The sequence below is a fragment of the Parashewanella spongiae genome (genome assembly GCF_004358345.1).
GTDB lineage: Bacteria > Pseudomonadota > Gammaproteobacteria > Enterobacterales > Shewanellaceae > Parashewanella > Parashewanella spongiae.
The window spans coordinates 3,263,988-3,277,014 of the sequence record NZ_CP037952.1 but is presented as its reverse complement, the minus strand read 5'-3'; the positions used below and the strand labels follow the sequence as shown (position 1 = coordinate 3,277,014).

Below are 13,027 nucleotides of genomic sequence, written 5' to 3'. Positions count from 1 at the left end.
GTGATTTTTTCATCTAATATTTTTCTTTTCAGCTTTCTACCTTTGTTCTTATCAATTTATTATCTAACCAATGATAAGTATAAAAATTTGGTCATTCTTGCTGCAAGTTATGCTTTTTATGCTTGGTGGCGAATTGATTTTTTGTTGTTATTCATTGTAGTAACTGGCTTTAATTATTACATCGGGCTTAACATTAGCACTACTGTAAAAAAGCTATTCTGGCTCAGAATTGGTGTTGTGGGTAACTTACTGGTATTAGCTTATTTTAAATACGCTAACTTTGGTGTCGATAGCTTTAATACGGTGTTAACCACTGTTGGAATAGCACCTTTTAATTTAGTGAATATTATTTTACCCATTGGGATTTCTTTTTATATTTTTCAATCCATAAGTTACATTGTTGACGTTTATAGAAAAGATGCACCAGCAACCAAAAACATTATTGATTTTGCCGCTTTTGTCGCTTTGTTCCCGCAACTTATAGCTGGTCCAGTTTTGCGATATAAAGATTTAGTTGGCCAGTTCAAGTGTCGCCAACATAGCCTAGCTAAATTTGGCCAAGGTTGCAGTTGGTTCATGATTGGTTTTATTAAAAAAGTGTTTATTGCGGACTCGCTAGCCCCAATTGTCGATACCAGTTTTGCTGTTGCTTCACCAGATTTAATCGAAGCTTGGACCGCTGCATTTGCCTATACAGCGCAACTGTATTTTGATTTTTCTGGTTATAGTGACATGGCAATTGGCCTTGGGTTGATGATGGGATTCAGATTTATTAATAACTTTAATCAACCATATATAAGCCAAAGTATTACTGAGTTTTGGCGCAGATGGCACATCAGTCTTTCTAGTTGGTTGCGAGATTATTTGTACATTCCATTAGGTGGAAACCGTAAAGGCACAATTAAAACCTACCGTAATTTATTTTTAACCATGTTACTCGGCGGTTTGTGGCATGGAGCGAATTGGACTTTTTTATTATGGGGTGCGTGGCATGGTGCTTGGTTAGCGCTTGAGAAAAAATTAAAACTGGGTCGATATAAATCATTTAATCCAGTTGCTTGGTTGTTTACATTATTTATCGTTATCCTAGGTTGGGTGATGTTTCGTGCCAATTCAGTATCAGAGGCATTAAGTTTGTATAAAGCCATGTTTGGTTTTAATGGCTTATCGTCTCAATCAGCGATAGCACTAGATAGTATTCAAACCTCAGTGTTAGTGCTTGCTTATGTAACGATTGTTATTGCTGGCTTTTTACCGAAACTAAAACGAAAAGTTCAAGTTAAATGGTCAAGGATTGCCAGTTATATGCTTGTGCCTTTGTTTGCAATATCAGTGTTGAAGCTTTCGGCGCAAAGTTATTCACCATTTCTGTACTTTCAATTTTAGGATGAACTGACAATGTATAGAAAAATAAATACCTATGGCTTTATTGGGTTAATGTTAACTTTTACCATATTAAGCCACTTGAATTGGCAAACCATTAATATTGATCCCAAATTAAATTGGATTAATGGTCAACAATTTTACAATATTGAACAGCAATATGATCAAGCCTTTTCAGCACATCAGTTTGCGCTAAACTTTTGGACGGCAGTTAATTTTGTGGTATTTAACGAAGGTCAGTCAGGTGTTGTAATTGGTAAAAATGGTTGGTTATTTACTGCTGAAGAATTTGATAACACGCCACAACATGCACTTGAAATTCAAAATCGTTTAAATACGATTACCAATACACAGGCTCAGTTACAACAACAAGGCATTCAGATCATCGTTGTTGTTTTGCCTTCTAAAGCACGCGTTTATTCTGAATATCTCACAAAACCTTTACCTAAGTTCGCAAAATCTCGTTATCAATATTTCACTGATTGGTTATCTCAACATCAAGTACCTAATATCAGTTTGCTACCTGTGTTGAATCAACAGAATAGTCAAGAAACATTTGTAAAAAATGATACTCATTGGAGTCCAGTTGGTGCCAAGCTATCCGCAAGATATATAGCGGCTGAGCTAAAAAATCGATTCAATGATTTAAATTGGCACAGTCACCGCTTTATTACCAAAACATTAGAGGGAAAACCCTATCGCGGTGATTTATTAAATTATTTACCATTAGAGCCTTATTTTTCATTTTTAGGTGGCCAAATTTCTGCCTTAAATCAAGAACGAACACAATCAATGGATGAAATAGGGTTATTTGATGACATTGAGTACCCAGTGGCTATTGTAGGCACAAGTTACAGTGCGAAACCAGAATGGAATTTTGTTGGAGCACTACAACAATATTCAGGGCTTAATATCTTAGACATGTCTCAAAATGGTAAAGGCCCATTTATGCCAATGGCAGAGTTTATTAAATCAGAAGAATTAAAGCGTCACCCATTAAAGCTCGTCATATGGGAAATACCTGAACGTTATATAGTGATTTCCCCAGAAAAACCCAAGGAAGGTTCAATATGAAATGTTTTATCAGGCTTATAACAGCGTTGTTATTAATCAGCACAAGTAATGCATATAGCAATGAGACTGCATTATATGATCCTCAAGTTAAAGCGAATGAAGCATTAGTGAGAGTGTTAAATCTTACGGAGCATAGTATCGTTGCGAATTTTGTTTCTGTTAATAAAAAAATAAACAATACAGCCAGTTTTACTTTTTCCAGCTATATACGAGTGCGTGCTGGCCAAAATAACTTCAGCATTAATGGCCATGAGTTATCAATAGATGTGAAACAAGGGCAGTTTTATACGGTGGTGACTAAACCAGACGGTAATTTAACCTTTGCCGTAGACAAAAAAATAAATAAAAAAGGTAAGTCCATGATAGCCGTTTATAACTATTCAAAAGCGAAAACATTAAGCTTAAAAACTGCCAATGGTAAAGTGACTATCATCGAAAACGTTAAACCAAATGCTACTGGTTACCGAGAAATCAATGCTTTGTCAATCAACATGGGTATTTTTGAAGATACAACGAAAGTACGAGAAACAAATAAACAACACTTGCAGAAAGATAAGATAAAAAATATCGCTATTATTGATGCCTCGGATGGTGTTGCGATTGCTATAAGTTCAAGCCAAATTAATACAAGGATGTAAGAATGAAGTGTCTAATATGGGTATTATTACTCACGTTTTCATTAACTATAAATGCGCAGCAATCAAATTACACCACTCCAGAATGTGAAGTGATAAATGGCATTGACGACAACAATCAAAACAAAAAATTCATTCAAGGACTGGACAACTGGTTATTTACTGAAAAACAACTTAGCGTTAATACAGAAATTTCAGATGATGCAGCTTCGATGCTTGCAGAGCTCAACCAGCAATTTAAAAAGCGTGGCAGTACACTAATATTAGTGCCTGTACCAAGACGCAATATCGTGTACCCACATAAAATTCCAGTTTCTGCAAACTTTGATTTTGAAATAGCAAAAAATAAATATCTAGACCATATAACAACACTTAAACAATTAGGTCTACATGTTGCGGATTTAACTTCAATGTTCAGCACCAAACAATCTCAGCTTTTTTTTAAAAGAGATTTTCATTGGCGACCTGAAGGCGCAAAAGTTACCGCTAATTTAATAAAAGAATATGTAAAAGATTTGCCTGTTTACCAGCAGATTAAGAAACAACAAGTGTTAACTCACAGTAATGGTATTTACGGTTTAGAAAGTAAACTGCAAAAAAGATTTAAGATTCATTGTCAAGATCAAGGGTATCCAAAAGAGTATCATAAACTATATCAAAATGTTTCCTCTGACTCAGAAGCAGAAAATGCGTTATTTGAAGAGGACGAAATCAGTGACGTAGTATTACTTGGGACTAGTTTTTCGGCAATTCCACGTTTGCATTTTGCTGGCTTTTTAAGCGAAGCAATGCAAGCGGGAGTGGACAATTATTCGGTTGCGGGTGGTGGGCTTGTTGTGGCTTTAACTCAATACGTGCATTCTACTGAATTTAAAAACAATCCACCTAAACTGATCATATGGGAATATCCGGCAACAAATATCAAAGCTTCAATGTTTGCTTTAGCCTTACCAAAGCTAGAAGATAAAAGCTGCGACTTGGACTCTGTAATTTCAACGAATGTTCAGCTGAAATTAGGTGAGAATATCGTCGCATATAATGGCGGTGAAGATTTCAAGAAAATGAAACAAAAACAACTTTTATTTGATGTTAACTTCGGCAATAAAGCGGTTAAAGAGTTTAAACTGACTACCCACTTTGTTGAAAATAGAAAAATAAACAGAAAAATTGGACATAGTAGACTGCAAGAAATGGACGGGCATTTTTTGTTTGATCCCAGTGTAATTACAGCAGAACAAGAGTTACATTTTTTGGCACTTGCCATCAATGTTACTGATCCTGAATGGGTAGGCACCAAAGTAACCACTAAAGTGTGCTCTAAGGAACTATGATAGTGTGTGTAAAGGTTTTATTGATGACGTTAGGGATATTACTGATGACGGGATGCCATGTTTTGCGTCCAAGTTATGATATCCCGAAATCAACCTCAACTCGTGATTTTGATTGTTCAAAAATGATAAGCACCAAGCCGTATGTAAAGTCGCTTGAGTTCAGTTCAAAATACGGACCACGTGACAATGTTAACAACAAAGGGCGTGATAAAACCCACACTAAATCAGCTGCATTATATCAACAAGAAACAGCAGACATTCGACAGTTCGAGAAAAACTTGAGCAAACTCGCGACTCTGCATGCAGAAGGAAAGTATTCCTCACAAAGTTTATTCGATTGTATGCTAGACACTATCGAGCCATGGGCAAACAATAATGCCTTAATGGGTAATGCTACTAACCATACTGGAAAGTCTGTTCGAAAATGGAGTTTAGCAGCAATATCTTCAAATTTAATTGCTTTTAAATCTCACATTGATTTGAATAATCCCCGAGTTGTCAATATTACACATTGGATTGATAGAATTACGAATAAGGCTATAACCGAATGGAGTAATCGCAAAATTGATAAAATAAATAATCATGATTACTGGGCAGGTTGGGCTGTGATGAACAGTGCGATTTTACTTAATAATAATGACTATTATCAATGGGCGTTGAATCGTTATCGTATCGCAATGTCACAACTCACCAGCGATGGTTTTTTGCCTAATGAGTTAAAACGAAACTCTAGAGCTTTAAGCTATCATAATTATGCATTAATCCCTTTAGTTATGATGGCTGATTTAGCTTACGCTAATGGTGATGATATGATTTCATCTCAATCAGCTGAGATTAACTTATTAGTTGATAATGTAAGTCTAGGGTTGAACAGTAGTTCGGCGTTTCAACATTCAGTAACAGATAAGCTGTTGCCTGAACAAAATATAAAAAACTTATATGTTCAATCTTCACTAGCGTGGATACCTGTCTACCTTAAATACCATAACTCGAAAAGCTTAGCTGAGCTAAATAAAAAATATGGACCATTTAAATCATCGCGGCTTGGCGGTAATGTTTCACTTCAAGTTATTTACAGCAGTACTTCTAACAAATTTTAGCAAATGGTAGGTGTAAAATTTGAAAGTGTACAGTGTACACATATGGATAAATTTGAGGATTGAAGTGTCAGTCAATTATAACTGCTTGTTCATGCAAAGCTCAGGTTGAAAAATATCTTCAATAATACAAAGATGTACAGATGAAACTATCGATTTATAGAGTAATAATCTTCTTTATTTTCTCTTTGTCTATTTTTACTGTGACACAAGCTCATGCCTTAGAAGAAGATCATCCAGCAGTTTCACGCTATAAAGACTCGACGCTTGAAAACAGCGGTGTCATTCATTACAAATAGATATTGGTACCAGTTAGTGTGGTACCTGGCACCGAAGATACCCAATTAATTGAAGTTATAGGAAAAATCACGGCTCATGGCTATAGTCTGAAAAAGAATAAGTCTACGCTTGAAGTTGGCCGGAACTATAAACAAGTCGTAGAAAAGTTAGGTGCTGACTTACTGATTGATTGTGTTGATGTACTTTGTGGTTATCAGCCGTTGGATTTCTATTGGAGAAGTTGGGCTAACTATAATAGTAGGGTTGCAGATGATGATGATGACAACACTCGGTTTTTAGTCGCGAGGCAATCTACTGATAAAGGTGATGTTTATTTCCAATGGATTATTACAGATGTTTATGATAGTGAAATCGGCATTGAGCAGACAATTATCGAACCAGAAGCATTACTTTTAGATCAGGTTAGTGTTAATCGCGATATATTGATACAAACAGAACAAACAGTTTTAGAAGCTGAAAAAGAAGACATTGAAGGCAGCTTGGATCATCCAGTTATGAGCCGTTATCAAGGGGCTTATATTACGGACTATCAACAACGGGAATTTGAAAAGGTATATATTCCAACTGAGGTTGCGATTAATGACGTTACTCCAACCATTACAGTTGAAGGAAAAGGCACAACCATTGGTTATAACCTAAGTAACCGGTAATAGTCAGTCTACACTTCAGATTTATAAAAATTATTTAATGTCGCTAAAAGCTGCTGATTTTGAGATTTTATTCACCTGTAGTTTAGCATCTTGTGGACACGCTTTACTCGATGATTTGTATGCTTCAAAAGCTAATCAATATCGTTTTCATCCTGTTAAAACAAATAATTACCCCGATAGCGACTTTAGATTTATTAGTGCCAAGTTGACTACTTCAGGTGGAAACATCTTCTTGTTAGTAGCTATTGAGGGCGCTCAAACCAGTAATGATATTAATAAAATTGTCGTTGATATGTAAACGTCCGCTGAACTACATCTAGCCCAGCTTAACATTCCATGGCAGCAAGCTTTCAAGCTCGATCGGTGATTTTGCGAGTTCTTCTAAGCAATGATTGATGTAATCAAAAGGAATTAGACCGTTAGCTTTTGCAGTTTCGATTATGCTGTAGAGCATGGCGCTGGTTTCAGCACCTTTGTGATTGATGTTGAACAACCAATTTTTTCTGCCGATGACGAACGGTTTTACTGCTCGTTCGGCACGATTATTATCGATATTCAACAAGCCGCTTTCTGTGTAGCGTTTTAATTTACTCCACTGATTTAAGCTGTAAGTAATGGCTTCACCTAGTTTGCCTTTACTTGATACTTGCAGTGCTGACTTATCCAGCCAAGCTTTAAAATCTGCCAAGATAGGTTCGGACTTAATTTGTCTTTTTTTCATTTTTTCATCAACAGATAAGTCAGCAATGTTTTTCTCTATTGCATACAGTTTTTGAATGAAACTGATGGCGACATTGACCTTACCAACTTTGGTTTTCCCTTGCGCTGTCTGAGCTTCAATAAACTTTCTTCTTGCATGCGCCCAGCAACCGACAAGCTCAGCGTTAACCTTTTGATAAGCCGCATAGCCGTCAGTTTGCAGATAACCATTAAAATCACCCAAGAACTTCAGCGGACAAGCACCTGAGCGACTGCCATTTTGATAATCAAACAGCACGATATTACGCATGATGGGAATACCTTTAAATGCGACATTACTCGATGCTGGTGAATCAGCACCTGAGCAGTACACCCAAATATACGATTTCGCTCGTTCATCATTGATGACTTTTACCGTAGTTTCATCTGCTTGAATCACGGGTTGTGAGAGCTGTATTTCTCTCAACCGTTGATGCAAGGGTTTAAATAACGCACCGCATTTCATCATCCAGTCCGACATGGTGCGTCGACTGATTTCAATACCATGTTGTTTGAACATGGTTTCTTGTCGATAAAGCGGTAAGGCATATTGATATTTACTGGTGATAATTTGACTGAGCAAACTCGGCGTAGCATAACCTTTTGGTATTGGGCTGCTAGGCACAGATGCTTGCTTGATGTTGGGTTGAGTACCGCTTTTCTCACAATGCTGGCAGCTGTACTTTAAGCGAATATTTTCTATAACTTTAACTTTAGCAGGGATAAACTCCAGTTTTTCACTGACATCCTTGCCCATTTGTTGAAGCTGATGACCGCAACAGTCACACTGTTTGTCTGCTTCATCAATGTCATGGATCACTTGAACACGTGGTAAGTGTTTAGGTAATGGTTTGCGTTTAGGCTTTTCTTTTGTCTTTGGCGGAGTGGTTTCTCGCTCAGGTGTGGTATCAGCTTCTAAAATATCGTCTTCAACCAGAGTTTCAGCTTCATTAAACAATTCACCTTGAGCCTCACAAACTTCACTGCTTCGACCAAAGCGATGATGCTGAGCTAAACGAAATTGCTCCAGTAAGGTTTGATATGATTGATTTAACTCTGCAATTTCACTGTCCTTACTCTCAAGCTAGGGCAAACGGGTCTAAATTAGACAGCCAGTTTGCCCACAGTTAATACCTTCATCAAATATTCTTCATCCCAGCCCGCTTTTAAACGTTTGCTTTTTATTCCTACTTTTGCTGTTTTCTCATTTTTCAGCATGTTGAGTGCTGTTTTATTCATGATAGCCATGTTCTCTGCTGCGTTTCCACTTCTTAACCGACATGAATCTTCATCAAAGCTTACATCCAGTTGCCAGTGGAGCTTATTTTCAACAAACCAATGAGAACGTATTGCATTTGAGATAAACTCAGCTTTAGGTTTCAAATGACTACTGATGTAATAGCGTCTTTCCATGGTCTTCTCTATCCCTTTTTGTTCCCTAGTAGATTCTACGACTACAATGCTGTTTAAGCTTGACCATCTACTATGGCGTTTTCTGAGCCACTCTACGTCAGACGTGACCCAAACTTTTCTTTGTTCAATTCGACCGTGATCTTTATCGACTTCCTCAAACATATCGTAGTGAATTTTTTTAAATCTAGACTCGAGTTCTGTATCTAAAAATAATTTGATATCTTCAAAGAACTCACCTTGGCTACCTTTAAGGGCGAAAATATAATTAGCTTTTTTTTCAATGATTTTATCTGCAATTTTAAACTGGCAACCCATTGCATCAGTGGTAATGGTTGCCCCTTTAATATCGAGGAGCTCTAACAACTTAGGAATGGCTGTTATCTCGTTGCTTTTACCGTCAACTTTCATTTGCCCTAAGCAAAGATTATTTTTTACTGACCAAGCATTAACGATATGTATTGCTGGAACTTCATTCACTTTATCCAGAGTTCTTCTCAGTGTCTTGCCATCAAGAGGAATGATATCTTCGTCAATTGTACAAAGGTGTTGCGCCCACGCTATAAAAGTGGCATGAAAAGCCTTAGGGCATAAGCGGTTGAGAACATCGTTAAAGGTATCATGGCTTGGGACGCCATGAGGCATATCTAAAAAAGTTTCGAACCATTTTTTCTTCGATTTCCCATATTCTTCAATAGCATTGAAATTATCGCAGCCACAGATAACCGCACATAGAGTAATGGTTATAATGTTAATCAGAGGATGATGTAAAGTTCGTGACATACGAGGGTCGGGTAGGCCATCAAAAAAGTCGCTGATTGTCGTAGTTTTCATAGAAATTAACAAGCAAAGACTATTATAAACCACGATCGCTATAGTTTGGCAAACGATCAAATTTGATTGCTTATTTTTGACCCGTTTGCCCTAACTCTCAAGCAAAGCCTGTTGCTTCAACAGTAATTGTTGGAGTAAGGCGTTGTCGTCGAGTAAAGATTGGATACTTTTGGTCATGGCATTATTTTACCAAAAACCAAATGTTAATAGGCGATATCAGTGATCTAATTAATGAAATCAACATCCGTTTTAGCGATCAATCAACAATAACTTTCAACAATAACTTTCAACAAAAACTTGTTGATGACCAACGACATCGTAACCTGAAAGTAACCAGTGAAATTGCTGCTCAGAAAGCACCATCTGCTCGGTATCAATCTTGGCTGGCCACTTGAACTTGTCTCTTTCCAGTTGTTTATACCAAAGCGCAAAACCTGTTTTATCCCAATAAAGGATTTTAAGTTTATCTCGGTTTTTGTTGCAGAACACAAACACGCTGCCATCGGTAGAAGGCAATTCCATTTGTTGTTCAACAACGGCGCTTAACCCATTAATCGATTTACGAAAATCAATGAAGTCACGGTATAAATACACCTTGGGCAATTGTTGAAACATAATCATGATTGCAATCCTTTGATGACATCGATAATAATTTGAGGAGGTATTTGAGCAGGGAAAATTAAATCACCTATCTTGGTTTCAAGTTTGATCACTGGCTGTTGAGCTGGAATGGGGGGAGCTGATGCAGTAGTAACAACGGCTTGAGTAAAACTTGATTGTTGCTTCGATTTTTTTTTGTGAGTGTAAAAGCAACTGATGGCCAACTTATACTTGCGGCAAAAAGCGGTAACGGTTAATTCACTTTCGCTTTGCTGCCTTACCAGAGCTTGCCATTGTTCAGGTGTTTTTCGGTTTGTCATGCCGCGTCTCAATAGTTGAAAAGTGGCAAAGATTTTAAGGGATGGTTTTTACTCTGAAAAGATGGGGTTTACTGCACGGTTACGTTGATATTGTTGAACAAAGTGAAATGAGTACGGCTAGAGTGACGATAGATCCACAATACTTAAATGATGAAATTGAGCAAAAAGGTCGGGTTGTATTGCATGGGCTTAACTTTGCTTTTAACAAGTCGGAATTACTGCCTTCGTCTACAGCATCCTTGACAGCGATAACAGAGTACCTTGAATTGCATCCTAAGCAACAATTTTATGTTGTAGGGCATACAGATAATGTAGGTACTTAGGGACGCTGCGGAAGAAAGTATACCGATGAATCCTCGTCACTCCAGCGCAGGCTGGAGTCTAGTGCCTTTAAGCTTTTCTATAAAAGTCACTGGATACCAGCCTTTGCAGGTATGACAAAAAAAATTTAAAATATTGATTGGTACTTTCTAAATCGCTAGTTCCCTTATGAGATTAATACCCAATTATCTAAAGCGCGAGCCCAAAATGTCATAAAAGAATTAACGGCATTGAAGGTTGAAGCGTCACGACTAATAGCTATTGGTGTCGGCCCGGTGGCTCCTAAGGCCGCTAATAACAGTGATGCGAATAAGGCAAATAACAGGCGAGTAGAACTAGTTTTGCGCTAAAAATGATTCTGAGCAAGGGATTTCAACCAGTTTTCATACCCGCGAAGGCTGGTATCCAGTGGCTTTTGTTAATTTCTCAAAGACGCAGAGTACCTACATACAACACTGTCGTAATTTCGTTTTCTGCCTAGGCAGGAGTGACGATAAGTTAATAAATTAATATTGTTGAAGGAGGTAAAAATTATTCTACCAATAACAGTTTGTGTGCTCTAATTTTTGTCGAACACAGAAAAATTGTAAATGCACTTTGAAAATATACTCGTATTAGCTTGCACAATGATTTGGCTGCAATGTGAAAAGATCAGCCCCTAGAGTCATCGCATACATAAATATAGAGCTTTGGGTGATAGCGTAATCTAGGCTGCAGGATATTATATAGTACGATTTATACTTAATTTCAAGGAGTGAATAATGTTAAACATTACAAAACGAGGTCAAGGAATGACTGAATAGATCATTATTGTAGCCCTAATCGCAATTGCTGCTATCGGCGCATTTACAATGTTTGGTGATGTAGTACGTAACCAAACGGCATCCATGGCTGCTGAATTAGGTGGTGACGGAACTGAAGCAACTAAAGCGACAAATCAAGCAACTAAACAGGGCAAGGAAGCAGTAAAAATTGCAGGGAAAGAAGGTGGTTTAGATAAATATAACGCGACTGCTGGTTCATCAATTAAAAAATAATAATAGCGATTATCGTGCGGGCCTGCCCGCATTTTTTATATTAATAATTATAGGAGTATTTTATGCAATTCAAGCAATTTTTAAAACTCAAATCTTCTTTAGTTATTATCTCATTATTATTTTGTGCTCAAAGTAGCGCTACAGAAATTAAGCAAAAGCCATGGCATTTTGACAGCAATATTTATCGTGAATTAATACAAAATAGTGATGATGAAATGTTGTTAAATAAAAATATACAATGGGATGAATGCTCAAGAATGGCACCAGCTACTTACAGAATGGCTTTAGGAGTTCAACTAAACAAAGAGAGTCCTGATTTAATACGAGAGACCATCCTTGATTTATATCCCGTTGACAATGAGAGTTTCAGTGATGTGGTTAATCAAAAAATAATGGTTCTGGCTTTTGAGATGGCTGACGTCGCGAGGTATGAACAAGGTAGTGACGAATCTACTATAACACAAGTCGCATGGGATTGGTGTATTGCTCAAGACCCACAAAACTTTTCTGATTTATAAAGACTGTAGTAATTAGCCATATATAAATACTTTATAACACGAATAATATATTAAGCGAGTCATTGACATGGAATGTCGTGATAATCATATTTTACCCAACAGCACTAGAGTTTTGAAATTGCAAACTGGTTATGCCAGTGTGTTATTTCTTGCTGTCTTTGCAGCTATTGCACTAGCCGTATTCTCATTGTATGACACAGGTATAGTTGCTTCTGAACGAATTAGAATGCAAAACACTGCTGATAATGTTGCCTATAGCACCACAAATATGGTGACAAGGGATATGAATATTATCGCTATTACCAATCGTGCCATGGTAGCTAATCAAGTGGCAATTGGTCAAATAGTTGCGTTGGATGTTGAGCGTGAGCCTAGATTGGTTATTGACTATGTAGAAACGAGACCTATTGATATCAAGCAAAGTAATAAATCACTTCCGTTATCATTAACATTTAAAAATGGATCATCAGAAATAAGTGAGATCAATGTCATTACTTTAGACAAAGTGGCCGACGTTATTAAAAATAATACTGAGACAAAATATATAGTTACAGGCCATACGGATAGCATTGGTTCAAACGAACTTAATGAGCAATTATCCATCGAAAGGGCGGATGCTATTAAAAATTATTTGGTTGATAAACATGATATTGCACCTGATTTGATTCTGTCTAAAGGCGTGGGGGCAGTGAGTCCAAAAAAAAACAATGGAACAATGTTGGGACGAAGTGCTAATCGACGAGCAGAAGTTACCCGACTGTAGATGACACACAAGGATG

The 13,027-nt window shown here is 37.2% G+C and carries 16 protein-coding genes; 12 read left to right on the top strand and 4 right to left on the bottom strand.

What is annotated here, in order from left to right; translation table 11 throughout:
* The 7 genes from E2I05_RS12865 (at position 1) to E2I05_RS12835 (ending at position 6,768) form a co-directional block, all read left to right on the top strand.
* Entirely contained in the window at positions 1–1,386 is a 1,386-nt protein-coding gene (locus tag E2I05_RS12865) for an MBOAT family O-acyltransferase (RefSeq protein ID WP_121854206.1), read from the top strand.
* A 12-nt stretch (positions 1,387–1,398) separates the two neighbouring features.
* Positions 1,399–2,457 (top strand): alginate O-acetyltransferase AlgX-related protein, encoded by a 1,059-nt coding sequence (locus tag E2I05_RS12860; RefSeq protein WP_121854205.1) that lies wholly within the window; start codon positions 1,399–1,401, stop codon positions 2,455–2,457.
* On the top strand, positions 2,454–3,095 hold the full coding sequence (locus tag E2I05_RS12855; protein WP_121854204.1) for an alginate O-acetyltransferase AlgF: 642 nt from the start codon (positions 2,454–2,456) through the stop codon (positions 3,093–3,095). Before E2I05_RS12860 ends, E2I05_RS12855 begins: the two co-directional genes overlap by 4 nt.
* Before the next feature lie 2 nt (positions 3,096–3,097).
* Positions 3,098–4,423 (top strand): alginate O-acetyltransferase AlgX-related protein, encoded by a 1,326-nt coding sequence (locus E2I05_RS12850; protein ID WP_121854203.1) that lies wholly within the window; start codon positions 3,098–3,100, stop codon positions 4,421–4,423.
* A gap of 23 nt (positions 4,424–4,446) precedes the next feature.
* Positions 4,447–5,523 (top strand): alginate lyase family protein, encoded by a 1,077-nt coding sequence (locus E2I05_RS12845; RefSeq protein ID WP_165905519.1) that lies wholly within the window; start codon positions 4,447–4,449, stop codon positions 5,521–5,523.
* 314 nt (positions 5,524–5,837) lie between these two features.
* On the top strand, positions 5,838–6,470 hold the full coding sequence (locus E2I05_RS12840) for a hypothetical protein (protein WP_121854201.1): 633 nt from the start codon (positions 5,838–5,840) through the stop codon (positions 6,468–6,470).
* A 37-nt stretch (positions 6,471–6,507) separates the two neighbouring features.
* Positions 6,508–6,768, top strand: a complete 261-nt coding sequence (locus E2I05_RS12835; protein ID WP_121854200.1) for a hypothetical protein — start codon at positions 6,508–6,510, stop codon at positions 6,766–6,768.
* Positions 6,769–6,786: 18 nt separating this feature from the next.
* On the opposite strand, the gene tnpC is transcribed toward E2I05_RS12835, so the two are convergent.
* The 4 genes from tnpC to tnpA form a co-directional block, all read right to left on the bottom strand.
* Entirely contained in the window at positions 6,787–8,271 is a 1,485-nt protein-coding gene (tnpC, locus tag E2I05_RS12830; protein ID WP_133309684.1) for an IS66 family transposase, read from the bottom strand.
* Between the two features lie 41 nt (positions 8,272–8,312).
* Entirely contained in the window at positions 8,313–9,452 is a 1,140-nt protein-coding gene (locus tag E2I05_RS12825; RefSeq protein ID WP_133309433.1) for an ISAs1 family transposase, read from the bottom strand.
* Between the two features lie 273 nt (positions 9,453–9,725).
* Complete coding sequence (gene tnpB, locus E2I05_RS12820; protein ID WP_133309532.1) at positions 9,726–10,073, bottom strand: IS66 family insertion sequence element accessory protein TnpB; 348 nt, start codon at positions 10,071–10,073, stop codon at positions 9,726–9,728.
* Entirely contained in the window at positions 10,070–10,372 is a 303-nt protein-coding gene (gene tnpA / locus E2I05_RS12815) for an IS66 family insertion sequence element accessory protein TnpA (RefSeq protein ID WP_133309533.1), read from the bottom strand. Before tnpA ends, tnpB begins: the two co-directional genes overlap by 4 nt.
* 41 nt (positions 10,373–10,413) lie before the next feature.
* Here tnpA and E2I05_RS12810 point away from each other — a divergent pair, with 41 nt between their 5' ends.
* The 5 genes from E2I05_RS12810 to E2I05_RS12790 all read left to right on the top strand — a co-directional run bounded on the left by E2I05_RS12810 (position 10,414) and on the right by E2I05_RS12790 (position 13,011).
* On the top strand, positions 10,414–10,695 hold the full coding sequence (locus E2I05_RS12810; RefSeq protein ID WP_121855175.1) for an OmpA family protein: 282 nt from the start codon (positions 10,414–10,416) through the stop codon (positions 10,693–10,695).
* A 171-nt stretch (positions 10,696–10,866) separates the two neighbouring features.
* Complete coding sequence (locus E2I05_RS23055) at positions 10,867–11,043, top strand: OmpA family protein (RefSeq protein ID WP_121855174.1); 177 nt, start codon at positions 10,867–10,869, stop codon at positions 11,041–11,043.
* A gap of 501 nt (positions 11,044–11,544) precedes the next feature.
* Complete coding sequence (locus tag E2I05_RS12800) at positions 11,545–11,730, top strand: hypothetical protein (RefSeq protein ID WP_207805342.1); 186 nt, start codon at positions 11,545–11,547, stop codon at positions 11,728–11,730.
* Positions 11,731–11,792: 62 nt separating this feature from the next.
* On the top strand, positions 11,793–12,248 hold the full coding sequence (locus E2I05_RS12795; RefSeq protein WP_121855173.1) for a hypothetical protein: 456 nt from the start codon (positions 11,793–11,795) through the stop codon (positions 12,246–12,248).
* Between the two features lie 67 nt (positions 12,249–12,315).
* Positions 12,316–13,011, top strand: a complete 696-nt coding sequence (locus tag E2I05_RS12790; protein WP_121855172.1) for an OmpA family protein — start codon at positions 12,316–12,318, stop codon at positions 13,009–13,011.
* Positions 13,012–13,027: the final 16 nt, after the last annotated feature.

What these genes read in the sequence shown, in the direction of transcription:
- E2I05_RS12845 (WP_165905519.1), top strand. Translation starts at nt 4,447, where the DNA reads ATGACGTTAGGGATATTACTGATGACGGGATGCCATGTTTTGCGTCCA.
- E2I05_RS12835 (WP_121854200.1), top strand. Translation starts at nt 6,508, where the DNA reads ATGTCGCTAAAAGCTGCTGATTTTGAGATTTTATTCACCTGTAGTTTA.
- E2I05_RS12850 (WP_121854203.1), top strand. Translation starts at nt 3,098, where the DNA reads ATGAAGTGTCTAATATGGGTATTATTACTCACGTTTTCATTAACTATA.
- tnpB (WP_133309532.1), bottom strand. Translation starts at nt 10,073, where the DNA reads ATGATTATGTTTCAACAATTGCCCAAGGTGTATTTATACCGTGACTTC.
- E2I05_RS12790 (WP_121855172.1), top strand. Translation starts at nt 12,316, where the DNA reads ATGGAATGTCGTGATAATCATATTTTACCCAACAGCACTAGAGTTTTG.
- E2I05_RS12855 (WP_121854204.1), top strand. Translation starts at nt 2,454, where the DNA reads ATGAAATGTTTTATCAGGCTTATAACAGCGTTGTTATTAATCAGCACA.
- tnpA (WP_133309533.1), bottom strand. Translation starts at nt 10,372, where the DNA reads ATGACAAACCGAAAAACACCTGAACAATGGCAAGCTCTGGTAAGGCAG.
- E2I05_RS12860 (WP_121854205.1), top strand. Translation starts at nt 1,399, where the DNA reads ATGTATAGAAAAATAAATACCTATGGCTTTATTGGGTTAATGTTAACT.
- E2I05_RS12825 (WP_133309433.1), bottom strand. Translation starts at nt 9,452, where the DNA reads ATGAAAACTACGACAATCAGCGACTTTTTTGATGGCCTACCCGACCCT.
- E2I05_RS12800 (WP_207805342.1), top strand. Translation starts at nt 11,545, where the DNA reads ATGTTTGGTGATGTAGTACGTAACCAAACGGCATCCATGGCTGCTGAA.
- E2I05_RS12795 (WP_121855173.1), top strand. Translation starts at nt 11,793, where the DNA reads ATGCAATTCAAGCAATTTTTAAAACTCAAATCTTCTTTAGTTATTATC.
- E2I05_RS12810 (WP_121855175.1), top strand. Translation starts at nt 10,414, where the DNA reads ATGGTTTTTACTCTGAAAAGATGGGGTTTACTGCACGGTTACGTTGAT.